26 protein-coding genes and 1 pseudogene are annotated in these 22,415 nt (G+C 71.1%); 14 read left to right on the top strand and 13 right to left on the bottom strand.

The window, feature by feature from the left end; all coding sequences use genetic code 11:
- Positions 1-714: 714 nt before the first annotated feature.
- Complete coding sequence (locus BLW76_RS35700) at positions 715-1,491, bottom strand: SDR family NAD(P)-dependent oxidoreductase (protein ID WP_091315920.1); 777 nt, start codon at positions 1,489-1,491, stop codon at positions 715-717.
- Between the two features lie 99 nt (positions 1,492-1,590).
- A complete protein-coding gene (locus BLW76_RS35695; RefSeq protein WP_091315917.1) occupies positions 1,591-2,163 on the bottom strand; it encodes a TetR/AcrR family transcriptional regulator in 573 nt (190 codons plus the stop codon).
- A gap of 196 nt (positions 2,164-2,359) precedes the next feature.
- Between BLW76_RS35695 and BLW76_RS35690 the strand changes: the two genes are divergently transcribed.
- From BLW76_RS35690 to BLW76_RS35670, 5 genes and pseudogenes are all read left to right on the top strand, one after another.
- A complete protein-coding gene (locus tag BLW76_RS35690; RefSeq protein WP_091315914.1) occupies positions 2,360-2,818 on the top strand; it encodes a helix-turn-helix domain-containing protein in 459 nt (152 codons plus the stop codon).
- Positions 2,815-3,270 (top strand): annotated as a pseudogene (locus tag BLW76_RS35685) (hypothetical protein); the annotation flags it as partial. The gene BLW76_RS35690 and the pseudogene BLW76_RS35685, both read left to right, overlap by 4 nt.
- A 45-nt stretch (positions 3,271-3,315) precedes the next feature.
- The gene (locus BLW76_RS35680; RefSeq protein WP_244170471.1) at positions 3,316-3,711 is read left to right on the top strand and encodes an amidohydrolase family protein; all 396 of its coding nucleotides are present in this window, start codon (positions 3,316-3,318) and stop codon (positions 3,709-3,711) included.
- Positions 3,712-4,182: 471 nt separating this feature from the next.
- Positions 4,183-4,599: a hypothetical protein gene (locus BLW76_RS35675; RefSeq protein ID WP_242546745.1), complete on the top strand. Its 417-nt coding sequence runs from the start codon at positions 4,183-4,185 to the stop codon at positions 4,597-4,599.
- 18 nt (positions 4,600-4,617) lie between these two features.
- On the top strand, positions 4,618-5,175 hold the full coding sequence (locus tag BLW76_RS35670; RefSeq protein ID WP_091315912.1) for a sigma-70 family RNA polymerase sigma factor: 558 nt from the start codon (positions 4,618-4,620) through the stop codon (positions 5,173-5,175).
- 79 nt (positions 5,176-5,254) lie between these two features.
- On the opposite strand, the gene BLW76_RS35665 is transcribed toward BLW76_RS35670, so the two are convergent.
- From BLW76_RS35665 to BLW76_RS48980, 3 genes are all read right to left on the bottom strand, one after another.
- Positions 5,255-5,998 carry an ATP-binding protein gene (locus BLW76_RS35665; protein ID WP_167384855.1) on the bottom strand — a complete coding sequence of 248 codons (744 nt, stop codon included), beginning with the start codon at positions 5,996-5,998 and terminating at the stop codon, positions 5,255-5,257.
- Between the two features lie 36 nt (positions 5,999-6,034).
- Entirely contained in the window at positions 6,035-6,808 is a 774-nt protein-coding gene (locus BLW76_RS35660; protein WP_341866551.1) for an ATP-binding protein, read from the bottom strand.
- A 327-nt stretch (positions 6,809-7,135) separates the two neighbouring features.
- On the bottom strand, positions 7,136-7,282 hold the full coding sequence (locus BLW76_RS48980) for a DUF6307 family protein (RefSeq protein WP_167384854.1): 147 nt from the start codon (positions 7,280-7,282) through the stop codon (positions 7,136-7,138).
- 619 nt (positions 7,283-7,901) lie between these two features.
- On the opposite strand from BLW76_RS48980, the gene BLW76_RS35645 reads away from it, so the two are divergent.
- Complete coding sequence (locus tag BLW76_RS35645) at positions 7,902-9,077, top strand: N(5)-(carboxyethyl)ornithine synthase (RefSeq protein WP_091315904.1); 1,176 nt, start codon at positions 7,902-7,904, stop codon at positions 9,075-9,077.
- On the opposite strand, the gene BLW76_RS35640 is transcribed toward BLW76_RS35645, so the two are convergent.
- Positions 9,052-10,527, bottom strand: coding sequence for a sensor histidine kinase (locus BLW76_RS35640; RefSeq protein ID WP_091315902.1), 1,476 nt, complete (start codon positions 10,525-10,527; stop codon positions 9,052-9,054). The genes BLW76_RS35645 and BLW76_RS35640 overlap by 26 nt on opposite strands.
- Positions 10,528-10,696: 169 nt before the next feature.
- On the opposite strand from BLW76_RS35640, the gene BLW76_RS35635 reads away from it, so the two are divergent.
- Positions 10,697-11,563 carry a nitroreductase family protein gene (locus BLW76_RS35635; RefSeq protein ID WP_244170469.1) on the top strand — a complete coding sequence of 289 codons (867 nt, stop codon included), beginning with the start codon at positions 10,697-10,699 and terminating at the stop codon, positions 11,561-11,563.
- Here BLW76_RS35635 and BLW76_RS35630 read toward each other — a convergent pair.
- Positions 11,560-12,240: a response regulator gene (locus tag BLW76_RS35630; protein WP_091320291.1), complete on the bottom strand. Its 681-nt coding sequence runs from the start codon at positions 12,238-12,240 to the stop codon at positions 11,560-11,562. The two genes, BLW76_RS35635 and BLW76_RS35630, sit on opposite strands and share 4 nt — an antisense overlap.
- 91 nt (positions 12,241-12,331) lie before the next feature.
- Between BLW76_RS35630 and BLW76_RS35625 the strand changes: the two genes are divergently transcribed.
- The 4 genes from BLW76_RS35625 (at position 12,332) to BLW76_RS35610 (ending at position 15,149) form a co-directional block, all read left to right on the top strand.
- The gene (locus BLW76_RS35625; protein ID WP_091315900.1) at positions 12,332-13,006 is read left to right on the top strand and encodes a BON domain-containing protein; all 675 of its coding nucleotides are present in this window, start codon (positions 12,332-12,334) and stop codon (positions 13,004-13,006) included.
- A 38-nt stretch (positions 13,007-13,044) separates the two neighbouring features.
- Positions 13,045-13,893: a slipin family protein gene (locus tag BLW76_RS35620; RefSeq protein ID WP_091315897.1), complete on the top strand. Its 849-nt coding sequence runs from the start codon at positions 13,045-13,047 to the stop codon at positions 13,891-13,893.
- Between the two features lie 93 nt (positions 13,894-13,986).
- Positions 13,987-14,508, top strand: a complete 522-nt coding sequence (locus tag BLW76_RS35615) for a GNAT family N-acetyltransferase (protein ID WP_091315895.1) — start codon at positions 13,987-13,989, stop codon at positions 14,506-14,508.
- Between the two features lie 104 nt (positions 14,509-14,612).
- On the top strand, positions 14,613-15,149 hold the full coding sequence (locus tag BLW76_RS35610) for a DUF5994 family protein (RefSeq protein WP_208613460.1): 537 nt from the start codon (positions 14,613-14,615) through the stop codon (positions 15,147-15,149).
- 176 nt (positions 15,150-15,325) lie between these two features.
- On the opposite strand, the gene BLW76_RS35605 is transcribed toward BLW76_RS35610, so the two are convergent.
- The 5 genes from BLW76_RS35605 to BLW76_RS35585 form a co-directional block, all read right to left on the bottom strand.
- Positions 15,326-15,982: a phosphoribosyltransferase gene (locus BLW76_RS35605; RefSeq protein WP_091315894.1), complete on the bottom strand. Its 657-nt coding sequence runs from the start codon at positions 15,980-15,982 to the stop codon at positions 15,326-15,328.
- Positions 15,983-16,114: 132 nt separating this feature from the next.
- Positions 16,115-16,861, bottom strand: coding sequence for a GAF and ANTAR domain-containing protein (locus tag BLW76_RS35600; protein ID WP_091320288.1), 747 nt, complete (start codon positions 16,859-16,861; stop codon positions 16,115-16,117).
- Between the two features lie 42 nt (positions 16,862-16,903).
- Positions 16,904-17,629 (bottom strand): GAF domain-containing protein, encoded by a 726-nt coding sequence (locus BLW76_RS35595; RefSeq protein WP_091320286.1) that lies wholly within the window; start codon positions 17,627-17,629, stop codon positions 16,904-16,906.
- A gap of 155 nt (positions 17,630-17,784) precedes the next feature.
- Positions 17,785-18,228 (bottom strand): DUF5994 family protein, encoded by a 444-nt coding sequence (locus BLW76_RS35590; RefSeq protein ID WP_091315891.1) that lies wholly within the window; start codon positions 18,226-18,228, stop codon positions 17,785-17,787.
- Entirely contained in the window at positions 18,225-19,238 is a 1,014-nt protein-coding gene (locus BLW76_RS35585; protein WP_091315889.1) for an acyl-CoA desaturase, read from the bottom strand. The genes BLW76_RS35590 and BLW76_RS35585 overlap by 4 nt, the downstream gene beginning before the upstream one ends.
- A gap of 264 nt (positions 19,239-19,502) precedes the next feature.
- On the opposite strand from BLW76_RS35585, the gene BLW76_RS35580 reads away from it, so the two are divergent.
- From BLW76_RS35580 to BLW76_RS35570, 3 genes are all read left to right on the top strand, one after another.
- The gene (locus BLW76_RS35580) at positions 19,503-19,928 is read left to right on the top strand and encodes a DUF6292 family protein (protein ID WP_091315888.1); all 426 of its coding nucleotides are present in this window, start codon (positions 19,503-19,505) and stop codon (positions 19,926-19,928) included.
- Positions 19,929-20,063: 135 nt separating this feature from the next.
- Positions 20,064-21,248: an AI-2E family transporter gene (locus tag BLW76_RS35575; RefSeq protein WP_091315885.1), complete on the top strand. Its 1,185-nt coding sequence runs from the start codon at positions 20,064-20,066 to the stop codon at positions 21,246-21,248.
- A 198-nt stretch (positions 21,249-21,446) separates the two neighbouring features.
- Positions 21,447-21,800: a ribosomal subunit interface protein gene (locus tag BLW76_RS35570; RefSeq protein ID WP_091315882.1), complete on the top strand. Its 354-nt coding sequence runs from the start codon at positions 21,447-21,449 to the stop codon at positions 21,798-21,800.
- 164 nt (positions 21,801-21,964) lie between these two features.
- Here the strand turns inward: BLW76_RS35570 and BLW76_RS35565 are convergent, their stop codons facing one another.
- Positions 21,965-22,276, bottom strand: coding sequence for a hypothetical protein (locus BLW76_RS35565; RefSeq protein WP_091315877.1), 312 nt, complete (start codon positions 22,274-22,276; stop codon positions 21,965-21,967).
- Between the last annotated feature and the right edge of the window lie 139 nt (positions 22,277-22,415).

Raw genomic sequence — 22,415 nt, 5'->3', positions numbered from 1 at the left:
CATGAACGAGACGCTCGCGGCCATGGGTAAGTGAAGCGGCTTGCGCGGGTCCAAACCTTGCGACCGATCTCGTTCAAGTGCACGCGGTTTCCGCGGTGGATCTCGCTGCGGGCGGTGCGCTCGATCTTTCTCGCCGGGTTTCTGACCGCCGCCGCGAAGCTCCAGCAAGGTTGGTCTGGGGCGGCGGGGTCCTTGACCAGCAAGAACAGCGCTGCTGACCCTCTCACTGCCAGTGTGGGCCGATCATGGTCCTGACCTGTGGCGATAGGGAATCGCCTAGTGGAATGGTGTGCTTGATCGCCGTTGTTGGCAACTGTGTGTTGGTGAGTGCAGTTGTGACAGGGGGTTTGCCCCAGCTGTGCCCCAGTAAAATTAGTGAGAGGAATGGCCGCGCTCGTATCGAACATCCGGCGCAGCCGGCAGGCGACTCGGGCTTGGATCCACCCGAGCAACATCAGGCCGGGCCGTGTCGTGTGGCCGGGCCACTGTCATGAGCGGCGTTGCTTGAGGGTCCTCCCGCGTAGTGGTGCCGCCGAGAGTGGCTCACCGCGGCGCACGCTCTGCGGCTACATGAGCGGATGTTCGGCTGGTCTCGAACCGGTGGTATCCGCAGTTGTGCTTTGTGGTGGGCGAACTGCTGAGCGCGCAAGGGGGTGAGGGCCTGTACGGGCTCCGAACCGTGAAACCCGTACAGGCCTGGCTGCGCCTCGGTGGTTACTGGTTTCGGCCTGCTGTGACGCCGCCGTCGACGTCCCAGATCGCGCCGGTGACCCAGCCGGCCTGGTCGGAGAGGAGGAAGGTGGCCACGGCGGAGACGTCCTCGGTGGTGCCGATCCGGCCGATCGGGTGGAAGTCGTTGAATCCCGCCAGGACGGTGTCGACCTCGGCCGGTGGGATGAAGCCCTCGTAGATGGGCGTGGCTACCACGGCCGGGGAGATGGCATTGACCCGGATCTTGTGAGCGGCCAGTTCCAGGGCGAGGTGCTGGGTCAGGGCGTGCAGACCGGCTTTGGCCATCGAGTACGCCGATGACGGGGTCGCGGCGATGGCCTGTTTTGCCCACATGCTGCCGATGTTGACGATGGCGCCACCGTGGCCGCTGTTGACCATGTTCTGCGCCACGGTCTGGGTGATCAGGAAGGTGGCCTTGTTCAGGTCCAGGTAGGCGTCGTAGTCGGCGGGGGTGTGGTCGAGGAACGGCAGCGGCTTGAACACGCCGGCCGCGTTGACCAGCAACGTGGCGTCAGCGTGCTGGTCGGCCAGTTCCTCGCGCACCCTGGTCGCCTCGGCGGGGTCGCGCAGGTCGGCGGTAACGCCCCACGCCTGTCCGCGGGTGGCCAGGTCGGCCACGGTCTTCTCGACCCGCTCGAGGCGGGAACCGACGACGACCGCGCTGCCGCCGCGGCTGACGACGTCCTCGGCGATCTGACGGCCCATGCCGCTGCTGCCGCCGACGACGACGAGCTTGCGACCGGTGAAGTCCTGTCCCATGGCGGTTCTCCTCATCTGACTACCTACTAGTTGGAAGGTTGATTGGTCATGCAAAAAGGTCGCCGCGGTGCCACGTGTGACGGCCTTGGGTGGTGCGTTTCAGAGCAGAGCGTCGACCAAGGTCGCCGCCACCGACCGCACCACATCCCGATCTTGTCCGGCGACGCCGTCCGGCTGCCCGTGAGCGCGGGCCAGGAGCAGTGCGCCCTCCAGGGACGCCAGGTAAGCCTCGGCTGCCGCACCGGTCCGGGTGGCGGGCATGCCCGCCTGGGCCAGCACGCCGGCCACCCATTGTCGCTGATCGGCGAAGAACGCGTCCGTCGCCTGCCGTACCTGAACGGGCAGGCTCTCCGCGTCCACGGCGAAGACGCCGCAGAGGCAGATGCGGCCGCCTTGGGCAAAGGTCTCGGCGTACAGTCCGGCATAACCCACCAGGCGCTGCCGTGCGCCCGCCGCCTCGTCGTCGACTTCCTTTCGCGCTGCGGCGAACCGTTCCCGATAGCGTGCGATCAGGGCCTCGGCCAGTGCGGCTTTGGTGGGGAAGTGGTGGTGGATGCTCGGCTTCGTGATGGACAGCTCGGCACTGATGTCGGCGTAGGAGAAGCCGTTGTACCCCCGAACCTGCACCAGCGTCTGAGCGCTGTCCAGGATCCGATCCGCTGTCGTGGTCACGTCGTATTTCTACCTTCTAGTTGGTAGGCAGTCAAGAGATGTCCTCGATGAACATCCGAGCTACGGCTGGCTGCTACGAGGTGACTCACCAGGAGCACAAGATCATGCCGCAAGACGATCACCGAAGATCGAACCCGCAATGCAGAAAACCCCTCCGACCAGCCAAAACGACTGAAGCAAAGGGGTTCGTTGCGATGTGGAGGTCAGGGGAGCTTACTCGAACATAAAAGACCAGGTCAGGGCTCTGGAAGAGCTTCGCGAGAAGCCCCCCAGGCTCGATACCCCCGAGCCGTCGCCAGTCAAGTGGGATCGTCCCGGCCGCGCCCGGAAACTCGGCCCCGAGCAAGTCGAGCAACTGATCGCCGGCTACCGGTCCGGCGCGACGGTGTACGAGCTCGGTGACCGGTTCGGCATCGAACGGCGAACGGTCGGCACCATCCTCCACCGGCACGGCGTGCCGATGCGCCGCCGCGGCCTCTCGCCCGAGCAGGTTGATGACGCCATCCACCTCTACAACCTCGGCTGGTCACTGGCCCGAGTCGGCGACCACCTGGGCGTCAACCACACCACGGTGCTGAACAAACTGCGTGAACGCGGCATCCCCACGCGTGACACCCACGGGCGTCCGCGCGTCGAAGCAGGTGTTGCTCGATGACCAGGCGTGCAGCTGTGTCGATGCGATCTGCTTCGGACAGGGCCTCCGTCGTGCAGGCCGTCACCGTGATCATGGGCGTCGTCGTCGGACTTACTTTACTCTTCGGCTTCGGCAACGTCCTCAACCTCGCGCTGCGGCTCGGCGTGCCCACTTGGGTCGCTCCGCTCGTGGCTCCCGCGGTTGACCTTTCGATCCTCGGGCTTCTGCTCGGCACCCGGCATCTGGCTCTCACCGGTGCATCCCCGGAGGAGGTGCTGAGGTCGGCGCGTCGGCTGCTGATCTTCGCCAGCGTGATCACGCTCGCGCTGAACGTGGCAGAGCCTCTCGTAGCGAGCGAATTCGGTAAGGCGGCGTTCGACGCGGTAGGGCCGCTCCTCCTGGTCCGATGGTCGGAAGTCGGCCCTGGCCTGTTGCAAGCGATCGGCGCAACCAGTACTGCTGCCGTGAGCGGAGAGACCGCCACCTGATGGGTGGGCGCCGTCACCACACTGAAGTTCATGGGTGGCAACGGGATTCTGTTGCTTTCCACGCCCGGCGTCTGCTTCGGCGACGTCGCCGAAGCCCGTCGCTGGGTCCGCGACGTCAACGAGTTCGCCGCCGAAGTCGTCCTCGACCGTCCCGGCCGCTTCGGTCCTTCGCCGCACCCCACGCTACCCGATGTCGACGGCGCGCTCGCCGAAGCCGAGTACGCGCTCGACGCACTGCACGCCGACGGGATCGTGCTGCCGGCCAACAACGACGGCAGCTATCCCGGCGACTCCGGCTTCGACCGCTCGGCCTGGGGAGTCAGTCACCACGACGACGGCAAGGTCGTGTGGGGCGTGCTCGGCTGCGCGAAGTCCGGCATCGCCTGTCCGGCGGCATCCTCCGGCAGCACCGGCGGGCCACCCTAGCGGCGTGCATTTCCCTCGAGGCCGACGGTTCTTGCGCGCGGCTTGCGGTCCTTTGGTCCATTGCAGACATCCACACGGGAGCTTGTTCCGCGGACCGGTGTAGGCCCCGGGCGTCCCTTTCCGACAACGAGGCCGATCGGCGGCCATCTGCCCCGTCCAGCCGCCCCACGCAGCGACAACTGGTGACTGTGTCCTCGTCATCGGCCACGACCGGTCAGCTCGGTGAGCAGACCACCGGGTGGGCTCACGCTGGGTCTGGGGGCGAGCGGAAGACGTCGGCAATCCCGGCCCGGCGGCAACCGAAGAGACCAACCCCGTTTCCTCTTCCGAGGACTAGACTGCCCGTAACGCCCCAGACCCCGGCGATCCTGTTTCCCGTTGCCGGCCGCGTCAGCCGGCAACCGAACCGGACGTGAGGACACGATGGTGGGGCGCGTGGTGCTGGCCGGTCTGCTCGGTCCCGCTTGCGTCTTGACCACGATCGGTGCGCCGGCCCTGCCGCGGGTCGGCTGGCTGCTGCTCGGCGGCAGCGCCGGGCTGCTCGTGGCTTTCCTTGTCCCGTTGCTGGCGCGCGGCGACGCCGGGACGGCCGGGCCCGAGCCACCGGTGGGCCCGGCACCCGCCGCGGCCGAGCCGCCCGGGTCTTCGGTACCACCGCCCGTCCCGGTGGCCGGCATGGCGACCGAGGAGCTGTGCCTGGCGTGGCGGCGCAGCTACTTCCTCCTGCTCCTCGCCGCCGATCTGCAGGCGCGTCGGCTCGTCGTCGAGCGCCGGCAGGACTTCCTCGACGAAATCGAACGACGGGACCGCAGCGGGTTCCTCCGCTGGCTGGCCGATGGCGCCCGGGCCGGCGGTGATCCCGCTCCGTACCTGACCACCCGGACCTGACCGACCGAAAGGCTCATCATGGCGATGGTCGACGGCGCGCTTCTCGCTTCGGCGATGTCAGGGGATCGCGCCGCGACCGAGGCGCTGCTGGGCTGGTTGCGCCCGGGCGTGCTGCGGTACTGCCAGGCGCGCCTGGGAAACCGGTGCTACCGCGACAGCGACGCGGACGACTGCGCGCAGGAGGTGCTGCTCGGCGTGCTCGGTGCGCTGCCGGGTTATCGCTACGGTGCTGCCCAGTTCATGAGCTTCGTCTACGGCGTCGCGTCGCACAAGGTCGTCGACGCTCACCGCCGCCGGGAAAGCGATGCGAGCCGCCCGGTTTCGCAGTTCGCCCCGCTGACTTCCGACCGGCCGGGGCCGTTGCGCCAAGTCGAACGGCTCGAGCTGTGTCAGCGGGTCGGCTTCCTGCTGGCCCTGTTGGGGCCGGAACAGCGCGATGTCGTGGTGCTGCGGGTCATGCTCGGCCTGTCCGCCCGGGAAACAGCTGCCGCGCTCGGCGTCGCCAGTTCGGGCGCGGTCCGCGTGAGCCAGCACCGCGCCCTCACCACGTTGCGCCGGCACCTTGCCGCACACTGATCCGGTGACGCGTTCGCCGGGCATCGAGCAGGACGTGCAGGCCCGTCACGGGCACGCGATTCGGCGCCCGGCGCGAGGGTCAGCTGCCGCTTGCGGAGGCGAGCGTCGCCCACACCACCTTTCCGCCCGACCAGCGCCGGCTGCTTCCCCACGACGTCGCGGTTTGGGTGACGATCTGCAGGCCGATGCCCGGGTCGCGCAGGCCGGATCGCTCCAGAAGGATCGCCGGACCGGCGTGCTCGTCGGCGACTGCGATGGTGAACAGGCCCCGGCGCAGATCGAGGCGCACGTCAGGTGCGGACCTGGTGTGCTGGAGCGTGTTGTCGACGAGCTCGCCCACTACCAGGAGCCCGTCGTAGGCCAGCTCGGGCACGCCCCAATCCGTGATGCGGTCCCGGAGGAACGTGCGAGCGAGCTCCGGCGCGTCCTCGGTGCGGGGGAACTTCCGCTGGGCCCATCGGCGGGTGGGGATCTTCTGGCTGTTTTCGGCGGTCTCGACGTCGTCACAGACCGCGACAAGGCGGTCGGTGCCGTGGCCGTGTAAGGCGTGCAGATGCACCCGCTGACGGGTGACCAGGGTGAACGGGATGCCGGGCCAGTGCCCGATCCGGCGGGCGACCAGGGGGAAGACGGTGGCGGGGGACAGTGCGTCGATGACCAGCCCGTCGACGTCGGCGATCAGCCCGGGCGGGCCATCGGCGGCCACCTTCAGCAGGCCGTCACGCAGAAACCGGTAACCGGAGAGGTCGAGTTCCCCGGTGACGGTGACCAGGGTGCTGGCGAGCCGGGGAGCAGGCGCCAGGGTGATGCCGCCGGCGATCACGGCACCGGTTCGGCGGCGCGCCCCCACCGCTTCCGATCACCTGTCACGGTGGCGCCGCCGTACCGGCCCGGACGCTCGGGGATCGGGCACTTCGGCGATCGGATGTCCCCGCCGGTTCGGCAGCAGGACGGCCCAGACGACCTTGCCGCCGACCCAAGATGGGCTGCATCCCCAGCGGTGTGCGGTCTGGGCGACCAGCCGGAGTCCGAGACCGTTCTCTTTGGGGCGCTCGCGCAGGACGGCCTGTCGCGGGTCGTCGTCGGCGACCGAGATCGTGAAAGTGTCCGGGCGCAGTTCGAGCCGCAGCCGGGGGTGCGATGTCGTGTGCAGGATCGCGTTCTCCACCAGCTCGGTCGCGACCATAAGGGCGTCGTCGACGTGCTCGCGCACGTTCCACTGCGCGCAGGTCCGGCCGACGAACGCCCGGGCGGTCGCGGAGGCGTGCGGCGACGCGGCCAGCAGCTGCGCCGCCCGCAGGCGGGACGGGCGCTCGCGTGCCTGTTCGGCCGCGAGGACGTCGGCGTGGACCGGCAGATTCGCTCCGCGCGCCGCCAGCTGGGCCACGTGATCCGCGCGGTCGGTGACCACCGCGAACGGAAGCCCGGGCCAGTCGCCGATCCGCAGCGCGATGACGGTAAACACACTCAAGAGGCTGTCGTCGTCGACGTCGAGACCGTGGATGTCGGCGATGACGCTCTCCGGCGCGTCCGTGGCCAGCTTGAGCACGCCGTCACGCAGCTCCCGATAGCCAGCCTCGGTCAAGGCGCCGGTCAAAGTCGCCACGGTCGACTCCGCCCGGTAATGCGGCACCAGGTGCAACCCGGTTTCACCAGTCACGGACTCGCCTCGCCCCCGCGACGCCGCCGGCGGTCATCGGCCCGGGTCCGACGGTCTCCCCGACACGCCGTCGGCGGCCTCCAGGCCGAGCGCGGCGAGCAACGAAGCGCAATCTTCGGCGTCGCTTGCGGCTGAGGCGACCAGCCGGGCACCGCGATACCGCTGCTCGGGCGTGAGCGCCATGGCGCCGGTCTCTTCGGGTGGTATCGCGACGCGCCTCATCGGTTGCGCAACAGACACTGAGGCGCCGGTACCCCTGAATTCGTGGCGGTCACCAGTCACCACCACGAACGAGTGCGTTCACCGGATCTTCTCAGGGATCTCTTCGAGCGTCCGCAGCAAGCGGATCGCCAGCGTGCGGGCTTCTTCGGCCGACAGCGGCGAATTCTCCTTCACCGTGTTCTCGACGAGGTTCACCCGCTGCTCGTAACGGGACACGAAGTCCATGTCTGACCTTCTTCTCTCTCGATGACATCCGGTGGTGGGATGTCCGGCTCGATCAGATCGGGAAAAGCACTTCGTCCCGAAGGACCGATGTCACCGCCGGGCGCGGCCGGACGGGTCGTACGCTCGCTTGCCGGGCGCGGCGGACCGGCGCTGCGGAAAGCGTTCGGTCTCGTCTCCGGAAGCGGGGGCTGGCGTGTACACCGGCTGGCGGAACAAGCTCCCGTACCGGCTGTCCTGGGGTGTGGTGAGCGTTCCGGGACGGGGTTGTTCCGCGATGGGATGGCTGAACAACGAGCTGTCCATGGTGGGAGTACTGATCAGGAAATCCTTTCGGGTACGCCGCCGGAGGGCGGCGTCGGAAGTGCAAGCGGCGGGCCGGGCCGCGGAACAGCTCACCGAGCGACGTGCCCGGGCTTCAGCGCGGCCGTAGTTCGGCGAGGGTGGCTTTCGGGTCCGACGGCATGTCGGTGCTCCCGTCCCCGGCCGCTGGCAGCGCCGGATTGGGGCCGAGGACGGCGCAGGTTCGACCACTTGCGCGCGAAATGCTCTCGGTCAACACCCAGAGTACACGACGGCCGCGCCGGGTGTGTTAAGACTGGGTTCTAGCAAAGGGGCCCTCGTGGACCAGCTCAGTCTCGGCGTCATCGCGCGTTCCCGTAAGGAGAACGAACGGCGGCTACCGATCCACCCACACCACCTGGACCGGATCGACGCCGATCTGCGGGAACGCATCTACCTCGAACACGGGTACGGCGAACCTTTCGGCGTGCCTGACGAACACCTGGCGCGCGCGGTCGCGGGCCTGCGCACACGCGAGCAGCTCATCGCCGAGTGCGACGTGGTCCTGCTGGCCAAACCGCTGCGGGAGGACGTCGCGGAACTCCGGGAAGGCCAGGTGCTGTGGGGCTGGCCGCACTGCGTGCAGGACGCCGAACTGACCCAGCTGGCCATCGACCGGCGGCTGACCGTGATCGCGTTCGAAGCCATGAACCACTGGCGGCGCGACGGCTCGTTCGGGCTGCACGTCTTCCACAAGAACAACGAACTGGCCGGCTACTGCTCGGTCCTGCACGCGCTGCAGCTGATCGGCTCGACCGGCGACTACGGCCGCCGGCTGCGGGCGGTGGTGATCGGCTTCGGCGCGACCGCCCGCGGCGCGGTGACCGCGCTGAACGCCCACGGCATCCACGACGTCGAAGTCCTCACGGCCCGCGGCCTCAGCGCGGTCGCCTCGCCGATCCACTCCGCGACGATGGTCCACTTCGACCACGACAAGAACCACCCCGGCGACCCCCGGCGCAGCCACGCGCACACCGACCGCGGCCGGGTGCCGCTGGCCGGCTTCCTCGCCGAGCACGACATCGTCGTCAACTGCGTGCTCCAGGACACCGACGCGCCGCTGACCTTCCTCATCGAGGACGACCTCGCCGCGTTCGCCCCGGGCAGCCTGATCGTCGACGTCTCCTGTGACGAAGGCATGGGCTTCAGCTGGGCGCGGCCCACCACGTTCACCCGGCCGACCTTCCCGGTCGGCCACGGCGTCACCTACTACGCCGTCGACCACAGTCCCTCCTACCTGTGGAACTCGGCGACCTGGGAGATCAGCGAAGCGCTGCTGCCGCACCTGCGGACAGTCCTTTCCGGACAGTCCACTTGGGAGGAGACCGAAACGGTGGGACGGGCCGTCGAGATCCGGGACGGTACGATCCGCAACCCCGCGATCCTCTCTTTCCAGAAGCGCGCCACGGAATACCCGCACACGCTGCGGCTCAAGGCACCGGAACCGTCCACCTGAGACAGGTGCCACCGTCGGCGGGGCGTTCGAGCCGCAACGACCCGCCCGCTTCCGCGGCACGCTGCGCGAGGTTGCGCAGCCCGCTGCGGGCCACGGCTTCCGGCATCCCGATCCCGGTGTCGGAAACCTCGACGACCAGGTCTTCGTCCAGGGATACGGTGACCGCCAGCTCCGCCGCACGCGCGTGCCGCAGGACGTTGCTGACCGCTTCGCGCACCACCGCCTCGGCGTGTTCGGCCAGCCCGGCGGGCACCCGGTCGAACGCTCCCGACAGCCGGACCGTCGTGTGGATGGCGGAGTCGGCGCAGCCGTCGGTGATCGCGTTCTGCAGGCGCGCCCGCAGGCCACGACCCGCTCCCGGCCGGCTGTGCAGGGCGAAGATCGCGCTGCGGATCTCTTCGATGACGTCCTGGAGCTGGTCGATGTGCCGGGTGAGCCGGGCGGTGACCGCGGGTGAGTCCGTCCGGCGGCGGGTGCCCTCGATGCCCATGCCGACCGCGAACAGCCGCTGGATGACGTGGTCATGCAGGTCGCGGGCGATCCGATCCCGGTCCACCGCCACGTCCAGCTCGCGGCGGGTGGCCTGGCTTTCGGCGTCCCGCAGCGCCAGCGCGGCCTGGTCGGCGAAGGCGGATACGAGCTGGAGTTCGTGCTCGTCGAAACCCGGTGCGCCGGAAGCGCGGATCGCCAGGAGCACGCCCGCGGTGGACTCGCCGGAGCGCAACCGCACCGCCAGCGCCGGCCCGAGGTCCGCACCCAGGCCGTAGGCCAGGTTCGGCACGCTGCGCGGGACGTGGTCGCGCAGGACCGCGCCGGAGGTCGACCCGTCGAGCGGGATCCGGCGACCGGTCAGCTCCTCGGCGTCGGGGCCGGCGCACACCGTGACGACCAGTGCCTCAGCGGGCGGCACGGGCAGGGCGATGAGCGCGTCCACGGCGCCGGTGAGTTCGGCGGCCCGGCTCGCGACCAGGCGCAGCACCGTGTGGACGTCGGTGCCGCCGAGGAGTTCGGCGGAGATCTCCCCGGTCGCTTCCAGCCACCGCTGCCTGCTCCGGCTCTCCTCGTAGAGCCGCGCGTTGTCCACGGCGATCCCGGCCGCCGCCGCCAGCGCGACGATCGCCCGTTCGTCGTCGGCGGTGAACGGCCGCTCGCCGCCGAGGCACAGCCGGCCGAGGACCGCGCCCCGGACCACGAGCGGGACGTCGAGGACTGCCGGCATCGGCGGGAGGCGGCGCGAGGTCGCGTCGTCGACGCCCGTGGCGGCGAACCCGGTGGTCCGGCCGTTCTCGTCGAGCAGGGTCAGCGCGCCGCAGCGGGCGCCGATCAGGCCGGCGGCGGCGGTGACGATCCGGTGCAGCGTGGTCTCGAGCTCCAGACCGGCGGAGAAGGCGAGGACGGCCGCGGGCAGCGCGTCCATCCGGTCCCGGCCCGACGTCGTTTCCTCGGGCATGCCACCACAGTGGCACGGCGGTGCGGCCCGTGGCGGGTTCCGGGGGAACCGAACCACGTTCGCAACCGGCGACCTTCGCCCGGCCACGGGTGCCGTTCGGCCCTTGGCCCGCGCCGGAGCCCGGCGGACGGTGAGGGACAGCCATGATTCCAGGAGTTCGGAGCCGTCCATGAAGACCGGTGTCATGCCCGTCGGGCACCTCAGCGAGAGCCAGATGCGATCCGTGCTTCTCGCGGCCACGGCTCCGCCGCCGCTGCGCCGCGGGCGGCCGTGGCGGTTCCAGTGCACGCCGGACGCCGTCGAGCTGTACGCGGATTCGCTCTCCACCGGTACCGACAGCGACCAGCGGGAACGCATGCTGGACTGCGGGGCCGCTCTGCTGAACCTCCGGCTGGCGATCAAGGCGCAGAGCAGCCACGCCGATACGCGCCTGTTCCCCACCGCGGACCGGCCCGACCTGCTCGCCGTCGTGCGGCCGAACGGCTACGAGACGATCGCCCCGGTGGACCGGGAGCTCGTGGCGGCCATCGCCGGACGGCAGAGCAACCGCCGCCCGTTCACCGCCGCCGTCGTCCCCGACGCGGTGCGGCGCCAGCTCCGGCGGGCGGCCGAGGTGGAACGCGCCTGGCTGGCCACCATCACCGACGACCAGGTGCCCCAGCTGCGCGACATCATGCACCGCACGGAACTCCCGCCGGCCACGCCCGGCCCCGGTGGTGGGAGCGACCTCGACATCGAGCCCGGTCGGCTGGTCGTGGTGATCGGCTCGCTGCACGACACCGCTCTCGGCCGGCTCCAGGCCGGTCAAGCCCTGCAGCGGGTTCTGCTCACGGCCGCCGCCGCAGGGCTTTCGGCGGCGCTCTCCTCGCAGGTGATGGCCGTACCGGCGGCCCGGCGTGAACTGCGGCAGCTGCTCGGCGGCGGGCTCTGGCCGCAGGTCATGCTGCGGCTCGGCCACGGCACCGCCGTTGCGTCCCCCACGCAGACACAGCTCGAAGACGTCGTGATCAGCGACGAGCACCCGTTCGGCCGTTAACCGCCCGGCCGCCGTTGCGCGCCGTGGATCCCGGTGACCAGGACCGCCGCCTGGGACCGGCGCTCCAGCCCGAGTTTCGCCAGCAGGCGGGACACGTAGTTCTTGACGGTCTTCTCGGCCAGGAACATCCGCTCGGCGATCTGCCGGTTCGTCAGGCTTTCCCCGAGCAGGTCCAGCAGCACCAGCTCCTGCTCGCTCAGCCCCGCCAGCGGACCCGGTTCCCCGGTCTTCGCGCGCAGCTCGGCCACCAGCGCGGCGACCGCCCGGCCGTCCAGCAGGGTCTCACCCGACCCCACCCGGCGGATCGCGTCGACCAGCTGCAGCCCCTTCACGTCCTTGATCACATAACCTTCGGCACCGGCCAGGACCGCGTCGACCATCGAATCCGCGTCGGTGAAGGACGTCAGCATCACGCATCGCAGGCCGGGCAGCGCCGCGCGCAGGTCGCGGCACAGCTGCACGCCGCTGCCGTCGGGGAGCCGGACGTCCAGCACCGCCACGTCCGGGCGCAGCGCGGGCACCCTGGCCAGCGCTTCGGCCATCGACGAAGCCTGCCCGACGACGCTCAGGTCGGGTTCGTCGCCGACGAGTTCGGCGACGCCGCGCCGCACGAGTTCGTGGTCGTCGACCAGGAAGACCGTGATGACGGGCAGAGCGCGCTGCGAGCTGTCATCCACCACCCCAGGCTACGCCCGCCACGCCGAACGGCACCCGAACAGAGGCCCCGCGACTCTAGGCCGCGCGGCGCGGGCGGACCACGCTGGAGGAATGACACAGATCCAGCACCGGCCCGACCACCACCTCAAGACGGCCGTCACCGACGAACTCGCCTGGACTCCCAGTGTCAACGCCGAAGCAATCGCCGTGAGCGTCGATGGCGGTGCCGCGACGCTGGCCGGGCACGTCGGCACCTATCCCGAGAAGGAAGCGGCCCTGCGCGCCGCGACCCGGGTGCACGGCGTGACCACGACCGTGGACCGGATCCTCGTCCGGCACGGCCACGCGATTCCGGCCGACGTGGACCTCGCCCGCGAAGCCATGGCCGTGTTCGACCGCCGCACGGTGCTCGTGCCGAAGAATTCGGTGCAGGTCGACGTGCGCGACCAGGTGATCACCCTGCGCGGGTCAGTGGACTGGAACCACGAGCGCGAAGCCGCCCGCCGGGCCGTGGCCGCGCTCCCCGGGGTCAGCGGCGTGCGGAACCTGATCACGCTGCGGCCCGCGCCGGGAGCCACTGCGGCCGAGACCAAAGCACAGATCCTCGCGGCGCTGGCCCGGCACGCGCCCGGGTCCGCCCAAGACGTCGAGGTCGCCGTCGACGACGGCCAGGTCACCCTGACCGGCGCCGTCCCCACCCCGGCCGAACGCCGGTCGGCCGAGCAGACCGCGTGGTTCGCCCCCGGCGTGACCGCGGTCGACAACCAGGTGCAGCTCACCGGCTGAGCCTCCGCCCCGGCACGAGCCGCGACCTCTGGAGCACCATGAACGTTTTCGTGATCATCGTCATCGCCGCCGCGTTGCTGCTTCTCCTGGCGTCCGCGGTGCGGATCGTCAAGCAGTACGAACAGGGGGTCCTGTTCCGGCTCGGCCGGGTGGTGGGCGTGCGCGAGCCGGGGTTGCGGCTGATCATCCCGGTCGTCGACGTCCTGCGCCGGGTGCCGTTGCGGATCATCACGATGCCGATCCAGTCCCAGGGCATCATCACCCGTGACAACGTGAGCGTGGACGTGTCCGCGGTCGCCTACTTCCGGGTGCGGGACGCGGTGAAGTCGGTCGTCGCGATCGAGAACGTCTACGCCGCGATCGACCAGATCGCCCAGACGACGCTGCGGAAGGTCGTCGGGCAGCACACGCTGGACGAGACGCTGTCGGAGACCGACAGCATCAACGTCGACATCCGCCGGATCCTGGACGTCACCACGCTCGACTGGGGCGTGGAAGTGACTTTGGTGGAACTGAAGGACATCCAGCTGCCCGACACGATGAAACGGGCGATGGCCCGGCAGGCCGAAGCGGAACGCGAAAAGCGCGCCAAGATCATCAGTGCCGAAGGCGAATCCCTCGCCGCCGCCGCGCTGGGCGACGCGTCGGACACGATGATGGCGCACCCGCTCGCGCTGCAGCTGCGCAATCTGCAGAGCCTGGTGGAGATCGGCGTGGACAAGAACACCACCGTCGTGTTCCCCGCCCCGCTGATGAGCACCATCGGCGAACTCGGCTCGTTCCTGGCCCGCGAGAGCGCCGCCGCGGCCCAGCCGAAACCGGCCGCCACCGCCGCGATCGTGCCGCCGCCCGCGGCCGTGAACGGCACCAGGGCCGACGAGCGCTGACCGCCGCCGGCCCCCGGGACTCCGCAGTGTTCTGTGCGAAAAGGACAGAGCACTGTGGACCCGGGTCGCGCACCGGATCCGTGAGGAGACATCATGACCACCGCCACCCCGCCGGTACGAGTCCTGCTCCCGGACGGCGAAGCCGCCTGGGTGCGCAAGCTGGAAGCCGGGGATGCCGCCGCGGTCCTCGCGCTGCGGGCCCGGCTTTCCGGGCGCGATCGGCACGTGCGGTTCTTCGGTCTCGGCGTGGCCGGGCTGGCCGAGCTCTCGACGCAGCTGTCCCACAGCTCCGGCGTCGGGCACACCGCTGTGGGCTGCTTCGTGCACTCCCGGCTGGCCGGTGTCGCCCGCTACGACATCCTGGCCGACCCGGCCGAAGCGGCGGTCGCGCTGGTGGTCGACGGCCACGGCCCGGCCCTCGGCGTGGCGGCCCTGCTGCTCGAACAGCTCGTCGTCTCGGCCGAACACGAAGGCGTGCGGATGCTCGTCGCCGACACCGGCGCGGAGAACGCGAAAATGCTCGGCGTTTTCGCGGCGCTGGGCATTCCGTTCCGGCCGGGACTGCAGCGCGAACAGCCCGCTGCCGCGGAACGAAACGCCCCTTCCCCGGAGTAGAATGGACATTGTCCGAGAGCATTTCGTACGCTGGCGATCGAGCCCGCGTCGTTCTCGGCCTCAAGTCCGGCCGGTGTCCTCCGGCCGGGGACGGGAGCACCGGCATGAAGTCGGTCCCGCACACCACCCACGCCATGCGCTTCGCGCAAGTGGCCGAAGAACTCCGCCAGCACGCGCCGCGGCTGCGGCTGAAGCCGGAAGCACCCACCACCGGCTGGGTCGACGGCGCCTGGTGGCCCCGCTCCCTGGACCTGACCGCCGAACTGCCGTCGCTGCTCCCGGCACTGACCGCCCGGCTGGGCCGGATCGAACGGGTCACCTACCACCTCGCGGCCTGGCCACCCACCCCGCGCCGGCTGCGTTCCGGCGACGAGCACGGCGACGTCCGGCTCGAAGGCTTCCGGTCGCCGCACGCCGCCACCCTGACCGTGATCGGCCCGCGGCACCGGCTGACGCTGCTGGTGATCCCGCCGGACGCCGATCCGGACCTCGCGCACCACGCGCTGCTGACCGCGGCGCGCCGGGGCAATGACGACACCGTCGACACGCTGCTCGCCGCCCTTGACGAGGGCACAGCGGTGCAGCGCTGGGAGGTCGAAGGCGGCCGGCTCCCCGCCCAAGCGGGACCTGCCGGCGCGTAGCCGTCCTCCGTCGCTTCGCCGCCGGATCCGGGCGGCGGGGCGTCGAGGCGGGCGTGCAGGTGTACCCGGATCCCGTCCGGGGTGCAGGCCCGCCGTCGTTCCCGGCGCGATCACCGCCCCGGTCGCGGCGACCCCGCCGAGCCTGCCGCCGGCCACCTGTCAGTCCACTATGGACGTCACCGCGGGACCTCGGTCGGCAGGCGGGGTTCGCGGTGCAGCAGTTCGAGCGCGTCGGTGTCGGCGACCGCCGGGAACTTCCGGTAGCTGTTGCGGACCGCGTGCAGCCAGGGCAGCGGGTGCAGGCAGACGAACTGGTCGACCTCTCGGGCGAGCCGGTCGAGAACCGGTGCCTGCGCGACCGGGACGGCCAGCACGATCCGGCGCACCTGGCGGGCGCGCAGGACGCGGATCGCCGTGTGCGCGGTCGTGCCGGTGGCGGCGCCGTCGTCGGCGAGTACCACCGTCCGGCCCGCGATCGGCACCGGCGCGACGTCGCGCCGGTAGACGGCGACCTGCCTGGCCAGACTGCCCCGCGCCTGATCGGCGAGCCGGGTGAGCTCGTCCGCCGAGATGTCGAACCGGCGGATGGCGCCGTGGTCCCAGACGACCAGGCCGCCCTCCCCGACGGCACCGAGCAGCACCGGTGGCGGCCCGGCGGCCTCGATCCGGGCGGTGAGCAGGATGTCCAGCGGCGCCCCGAGGACGTCGGCGATCTCGGCGGCGACCACGAGCCCGCCCTCGGACAGGCCGAGGACCACTGCCCGGTCGCCGCGCAGCGGGCGCAGGCGGAGGGCCAGTCGTTCGCCCGCCTCCCGGCGATCACGGAACCGCATGGGGCACTCCTGCCATCGGAAGCCGGTTGGCCGTCTGCCAGCATGACCGCACCGTGACCGCGGGCGGGAGGGCCGTTGGTCACCACCAGCGGACCGTTCGGCACCTTTGCTCGACAGTCCACAAAGGACTTCTCAGCGTGGGTGGCGCACCGTCGACGGCGTCAGCACGACCGCGGGCGCGAGGGTGCGGTCGGCCAGGGCACGGGCCACGTCGCTGAGCCGGCGGTTGTTCCGCCGGGCATAGCCGCGCAAGGCCGTGAACGCCGCGTCCATGCTCAGCTGCCCGCTGACGGCGAGCACGCCCTTGGCCTGCTCGATGATCACCCGGCTGTTCAACGCGGTCTGCAGCTGCTCGGAGAGGAGCTCGCCCTGGCGGAAGGCTCGTTCGTGGAGGATGCCGATGGTCGCGGTGTCGGCCAGCCCCTGGGCCAGTGCCACGTCGTCCGCCGACAGCTCACCCGGGGAGTGCCCGAAGAGGTTCAGCGCGCCGATCGTCTGCCGGCGCAGCCGCAGCGGCACGGCGTGCACCGACGCGAACCCGTCCCTGGCCGCCTCGGCCGCGAACCGCGGCCACCGTGCCGCCTGTGCGGCGATGTCGGCCACCAGGACCGGTGTGCTGGTGGTGAAGCACTCGACGCACGGGCCCTCGTCGATGTCGAGCTGGAACAGCTCCAGCAGCCGTGCCTGTTCGGTGGACGACGCCAGCACCTGCAGCCCGCCCCGCTCGTCGGCCAGGGTCAGCCCGGCCGCCGCGACGTCGAGCAGCTCCACGCACTGCACCACCAGGGTGTGCAGCAGGTCCGCGACGTCGTAGTCGTCGACCAGCGTGTCAGCGAGTGCGACGAACGCGCGCGTCACCTGTCGTTCACGGTCGGGCATGCCCACCATCTCCTGAATCGTCAGCTGCCTTCATGGTGATCCTCACCGGAACTCCTCGTCCAATCGCAGCCGCCCGGCGACGATGTCGGCCGCGACGTCCCGCAGGGAACGCCCGTGGCCGAACGCGTAGGCCCGCAGCCGGGCCAGCGCGGCCGAGGCGGGCAGGTCCAGGTGCGCGATCAGCATCCCGGTGGCCTGGTGCACCTCCCGGAACCGCATCCCCGCGCCCTCCATCCAGCGCCCGTCACCGTCGAGCCAGCGCTCGCCGCCGTCCCGCAGCCCCGACAAGGCGAGTGCGGCGATGTCGGCGACCTGCAACGCCGTCGACAGCTCGGTGGCGTCGAGCGAGCCCGGTGTCGAGCGGTAGGTGTCGAGGGTCGCCACCCGGACCGCCCCGATCTGCACCGGGAACGTGAACAACGCGGCCACCGGCTGCGCCGCGGCCTCCGCGGCGAAAATCGGCCACGCCGGCGGCGGTCCGGCGGCCAGATCGGGCACCAGGACCGGCCCGCCCGAGGTCTGGGCCTCGAAACACGGTCCTTCGCCGAGGGAAAACTGCAGCTCCGCCAGCGCGGTGCTCACCGCGTCACTGGCGTAGACGATCTCGCGGTGCCCGGTGCCGGCCACCACCGACACCGCCGCACCGTCCACCGGCAACAGGCGCACACACGCCCGGCACACCCGGCCGACGACGTCGACCCCGCTGCCGGGCCCAGCTTCACCCAGGGCGGCCAGCACGCTCGCGCGCAGGTCCTCGACCTCAGCCACCGCGAACCCACCACCGGCGAGCTCCGCGTTCCGGCATCCGGTTCCTTCCGGGTCGGTGTTCGTGATCGCCACACCAACACGGACACCGGGCCCGGATCAGCACCGCTGCCGCGGCTGCGTGCACCGAGCGTACCCGGCCGGGTGCCCTGATGGCTTCACGTGGTCAAGGACGGCGCGGGATCGCTGCCGGCATGCCCCGCCCCGGCGAGGATGTCCTCCGCACTGGCCGTGGTGTCCGGGTCAGCAGCCGTCCGCAGGGTGGCGGTGGCGGCGTCGCGTGCGGTATCCGGCGCCACCACCAGCAGGATCAGGCGCCGCTGCGTGCCGATGAGCGCGACGGTGTGCGCCTGCATCGAGTGGAACCCTTCCAGCCGGACGACACGGCCGTCCACCACGAGCTTGCGGTGGGCGATCTCCCAGCCGTCGCCCAGCGGGTAGCTGATCCGCTCGACCTCGCCCACCTGGTCGCGCACCGCCGCGAGGACGTCGGGGAACTCGACGCGGGCGTCGCGGGACCGCGGCCACCACGCGCCGTCGACGTACCCGCCGCCGGCGGCCGGTTTCAGCTGCAGGCGGACCTCGTCACCAACGGTGGTCACGACCGGCTCCGGTCCGGGGTCTCGGTGAGCAGGCCGCGTTCCGCCTTGCCGAACCCGCGGGGCGCCGCGGTGTAGCCGGGGTTGAGCTTGCGAGCCAGGCGTTCCGGCTTGGGCCAGCGGACGTCGGTGGCCCAGCCGACCTTTTCGAAGAGCCAGATCAGGCGCGCGGACATGTCGAGCTGGCCGCGGCGGACGCCGTGGCGGGCGCCGGTGGGGTCGGCGTGGTGGGAGTTGTGCCACGACTCGCCCATGGAGGCGATGGCCAGCGGCCAGAAGTTCGCGGACTTGTCGCGGGCGGCGTAGGGCCGGTCGCCGATCAGGTGGCACAGGGAGTTCACCGACCAGGTGACGTGGTGCAGCACGGCCACCCGGACGAGGCTCGCCCAGAAGAACGCGGTCAGCGCGCCCCACCAGGACATCGTCACCAGCCCGCCGATCACGGCCGGGGCCAGCAGGGTGACGACGGTGAGCGCGGGGAACCAGCGGTCGATCCGGGCGATGTCGCCGTCGGCGAGCAGGTCGGGGGCGAACCGCTGCGCGTTGGTCTTCTCCCGGTCGAACAGCCAGCCCATGTGAGCGTGCCAGAAACCCTTCGCGAGCGCGGCGGCCGAAGTGCCGTAACGCCACGGGGAATGCGGATCACCCTCGCGGTCGGCGAAGGCGTGGTGGCGGCGGTGGTCGGCGACCCAGCCGATCACCGGGCCCTGCATGGCCATGCTGCCGGTGGCGGCGAGGGCGATCCGCAGGCCGCGGTTCGCCTTGAAGGCGCCGTGGGTGAAGTAGCGGTGGAAGCCGATGGTGACTCCCAGGCCGGTCAGGAAGTAAAACCCGATGGCCAGGGCGACGTCGGTCCAGCCGAGGCCCCAGCCCCACGCGAACGGCACCGCGGCGGCCAGCGCCAGCAGCGGCACGACCGCGAACAGCTTGACCAGAAAGGTTTCGGTGCGGGACTTTTCGCCCGCGAGCATCGGCTCCGCGGTGTTGGGTGGCCGTTGCAGCGTTTGTGTCATGTCGATCGCTCTTTCCTTGACGTACCTGTTCGCCAGGGTCTGGGGCGATCAAGTTCCGGGTAGCCCGCTGACGGCGGCCTGAAACCGGGAGATGGTGGAGGTTGCCGGGACGTCCTCACCGCTGAGGCCCGCTACGTGAGCGAGAGCAACCAATAGTCACAACGAACGACCCGCCGGAATGGTTCCCGTACGGTTGGCCCTTCGAATGCCGACCGGCCCGGGCCCATCCGGCACGCCGGTCGGCGGCCCTCTAGCGTGGCGGTCATGGAACACCCCGAACCCGACGCCCGAACGCTCGAGCGCGCCCTCGGCGAGTACGTGCGGGCGGTGGCGGCCGCGGTCGGTGTCCCGGCCGAAGGCACCACGGTGGAGATCAGCGACACCGCCACGGCCTACCTCGGGCTGCCGCGGCGGTGGCCCGGCCGGCCCGGCCACGACGTCATGCTGGTCTGGAACGAACGCCGGGGGTGGTCCCTCGCGGTGGAGACCGACCCCGGCGCGGCCGCGGTCGTCCTCGCGCACCACGGCGACGACCTCGTCCCCGCCCCGGACGCGGTGGCCCGGTTCGTCGCCGACACCGCCGCCGGCCGTCCCCCCGGCCAGGCGTCGGCCGGACCGGCCGCCGACGTGTCCCGCCGGGTGCTGGCCGAGCGGCTGCGGCCCTACCTCGGCGACGCCCCGAACGGCTGACCGCGGTCCGGCTCCCGTGGTTCTTCACCGGCCCGCGGGGGCATCCAGCCGGCGGTATGCTCGGGAAACAGCGCCCAGACCCCGCTCTCACCCCGACCGGTCTCGTGCCCGGTCATCGCCAGGAGCAGGTTCTTCATGAATTCCCCCTCAGCACCACGCGCTGATCCGCAGAGCGGCCCCGGGGCCTCTCCGGTGCCGTACGGGCTCCGCGTCGCGGCCGCGGTCTCGTGGCGCCTGCTGGTCGTGGCGGCGGCCCTGACCGTCCTCGGCTTCGTGGCCACCCGGCTGGCCTCGGTGGTCGTCCCGGTCGCGGTGGCGCTGCTGCTCGCCGGGCTGTTCTCGCCCGCCGTCACCTGGCTCGCGGCCAGGAAGGTCCCGCGCGCACTGGCCACCGCGATCGTGCTGATCGTGGGCATCGCGCTGGCCGGCGGGGTCGTGACGTTCGTCGTCATCACCGTCACCGTGGGCATGCCCGCGCTGATCGACCAGGTCACCGTGAGCCTGACCGACCTGCACACCTGGCTGCGCGCCGGCCCCCTGCACCTCAGCCAGGGCCAGCTCGACCAAGCGCTCGGCAATCTGACCGCCATGCTCGGCCGGAACAAGTCCGTGATCGCCTCGGGCGCCCTCACCACCGCGGTCACCGTCGGGGAACTGCTCGCCGAAGCCCTGCTCACGGTGTTCTGCCTGATTTTCTTCCTCGCCCAGGGAAACCCGATCTGGGCGTTCCTCATCCGGGGCGTACCCACCCGGCTGCGCGAGCGCGTCGACATCGCCGGGCGCAGCGGGTTCACCACCCTGGCCCACTACGTCCGCGGGACAGCCGCCGTCGCGTTCGTCGACGCCGCCGGCATCGGCCTCGGCCTGGTGATCCTCGGGGTCCCCTTGGCGGCTCCGCTGAGCACGCTCGTCTTCCTCGGCGCGTTCATCCCCGTCATCGGCTCGGTGCTCGCCGGCGGGATCGCCGTCCTCGTGGCCCTGGTGGCCAACGGCGTCTGGACGGCCGTCATCGTGCTCGCCGTCGTCGTCGGTGTGATGCAGGTGGAAAGCCATGTCCTGCAACCACTGCTGCTCGGGCGGGCCGTCCGGCTGCACCCCTTGGCCGTCGTTCTCGCCCTCGCCGTCGGGCTCGTCACCGCCGGGATCGTCGGCGCCCTGCTGGCCGTCCCGCTGCTCGCCGTCTTCAGCTCGGGCGTGCGCAGCCTGACCACCCGGCCGGAGAGCGACTCGCCTGCGGGAACCGCTCATCCTGCCGATCCGGACGACCGGGCCCCGGACCCGGCGACCGATGACGTGCACGCCGCGCCTGAGGTCTGTTGAGGACAGTCAGGAGCCGGCGGCTCGTCCGGCTCCGCGAAACCTTGGTCATCCACACCTCGTGCGCGGCGAAAGGTTCCTTCGGCCCCCCGGCAGATGACGTGTGACCCTGGGCAGTCGTGGCCCGGACGAGCAAGGTGGTGGCTACCGGAACGCCACTTCGCGCTCATCCGGGCCGGCCGTCGAAGGGGACAACCACGCATGCTGATCCAGATCGGCACGGACCAGGCCGTGCACGGCGACGAGGCGCTGATCCGGCACTTCGAGGTGGAGCTCGCCACCAGGCTGTCGCGGTTCAGCGACCACATCACGCGGCTGGACGCCCACTTCAGCGAAGAAACCGCCGACGACGGGCAGGACCGGTGCTGCGTGCTCGAAGCCCGGCCGGCCGGGCGGCGGACGGTGGCCGTCAGCCATCACGCGGGTTCGGTCGGCGAGGCGTGCCGGGGTGCGGTGCACAAACTCGAGAGCGTGCTCGAGAGCATGTACGGCCGGACGGATCACCGCAAGGGCGGGGACTCCATCCGGCACCAGGACGGGCACGCCGGCTCGTGACCGTCCTCAGCGGGCTCGGTGCGCCGCGCTCCGGGGACCTTCGCAACCGGGTCACCGGCCCGGCCGCGCAACCCGGGAAACCGTTGCCGTTGCCGTCATCCGTCTCCTTCGATCGGCCACGCCACGGGGCTTCGCTCCTCGCCGGCGACGGTCCGGTTCCGGCCTCAAGCGCCGGAGCGCGGTGGGTGGGCGTCGAGGATGTCGGTGGCTCGCACCAGGCCGGCCGGTGCATCGGCGGCGGCCCCCTGCGGGCGGACGGGCACCCAGGTCGTGCTGGTGTGTTCGTCGCGCAGGCTGTGCCCGGCGATGGTCCCGAAATGCTCACGCCACACCGGGGCCGCGCACGGCGGCCCGATCCGGCGCACGCGGCTGCGGTAGCGGACGAGCCAGCCGGGTGGGTAGCCACCGCCGTGGCGAGTGGGCCAGTCCCGGTACGCGGGCCCGGCCGGTGGCCAATCGGTCTGTTCGTCGTCCACCGGCGCCGCCTTCGCTCACGGTGCATTCAGAGTGCACGTCATCGATCGCCGGGGTCCGGGGCGCGGTCATCCAGCCTAGGCGGGAAAGCGCCGGGAGTGGTTCGCCCGGGCGAGTGGTTCTCCGGCCGGGTGGTCAGGC

The sequence above is a fragment of the Amycolatopsis tolypomycina genome, assembly GCF_900105945.1.
Classification (GTDB): domain Bacteria; phylum Actinomycetota; class Actinomycetes; order Mycobacteriales; family Pseudonocardiaceae; genus Amycolatopsis; species Amycolatopsis tolypomycina.
This window is presented reverse-complemented; position numbering and strand designations above follow the sequence as displayed.

Excerpts from the sequence above, each read along its gene's own strand:
- BLW76_RS35700 (WP_091315920.1), bottom strand. The coding sequence starts at position 1,491 with ATGGGACAGGACTTCACCGGTCGCAAGCTCGTCGTCGTCGGCGGCAGC.
- BLW76_RS35680 (WP_244170471.1), top strand. The coding sequence starts at position 3,316 with ATGGGTGGCAACGGGATTCTGTTGCTTTCCACGCCCGGCGTCTGCTTC.
- BLW76_RS35670 (WP_091315912.1), top strand. The coding sequence starts at position 4,618 with ATGGCGATGGTCGACGGCGCGCTTCTCGCTTCGGCGATGTCAGGGGAT.
- BLW76_RS48980 (WP_167384854.1), bottom strand. The coding sequence starts at position 7,282 with ATGGACTTCGTGTCCCGTTACGAGCAGCGGGTGAACCTCGTCGAGAAC.
- BLW76_RS35640 (WP_091315902.1), bottom strand. The coding sequence starts at position 10,527 with ATGCCCGAGGAAACGACGTCGGGCCGGGACCGGATGGACGCGCTGCCC.
- BLW76_RS35635 (WP_244170469.1), top strand. The coding sequence starts at position 10,697 with ATGAAGACCGGTGTCATGCCCGTCGGGCACCTCAGCGAGAGCCAGATG.
- BLW76_RS35625 (WP_091315900.1), top strand. The coding sequence starts at position 12,332 with ATGACACAGATCCAGCACCGGCCCGACCACCACCTCAAGACGGCCGTC.
- BLW76_RS35620 (WP_091315897.1), top strand. The coding sequence starts at position 13,045 with ATGAACGTTTTCGTGATCATCGTCATCGCCGCCGCGTTGCTGCTTCTC.
- BLW76_RS35615 (WP_091315895.1), top strand. The coding sequence starts at position 13,987 with ATGACCACCGCCACCCCGCCGGTACGAGTCCTGCTCCCGGACGGCGAA.
- BLW76_RS35610 (WP_208613460.1), top strand. The coding sequence starts at position 14,613 with ATGAAGTCGGTCCCGCACACCACCCACGCCATGCGCTTCGCGCAAGTG.
- BLW76_RS35605 (WP_091315894.1), bottom strand. The coding sequence starts at position 15,982 with ATGCGGTTCCGTGATCGCCGGGAGGCGGGCGAACGACTGGCCCTCCGC.
- BLW76_RS35600 (WP_091320288.1), bottom strand. The coding sequence starts at position 16,861 with ATGCCCGACCGTGAACGACAGGTGACGCGCGCGTTCGTCGCACTCGCT.
- BLW76_RS35585 (WP_091315889.1), bottom strand. The coding sequence starts at position 19,238 with ATGACACAAACGCTGCAACGGCCACCCAACACCGCGGAGCCGATGCTC.
- BLW76_RS35580 (WP_091315888.1), top strand. The coding sequence starts at position 19,503 with ATGGAACACCCCGAACCCGACGCCCGAACGCTCGAGCGCGCCCTCGGC.
- BLW76_RS35575 (WP_091315885.1), top strand. The coding sequence starts at position 20,064 with ATGAATTCCCCCTCAGCACCACGCGCTGATCCGCAGAGCGGCCCCGGG.
- BLW76_RS35570 (WP_091315882.1), top strand. The coding sequence starts at position 21,447 with ATGCTGATCCAGATCGGCACGGACCAGGCCGTGCACGGCGACGAGGCG.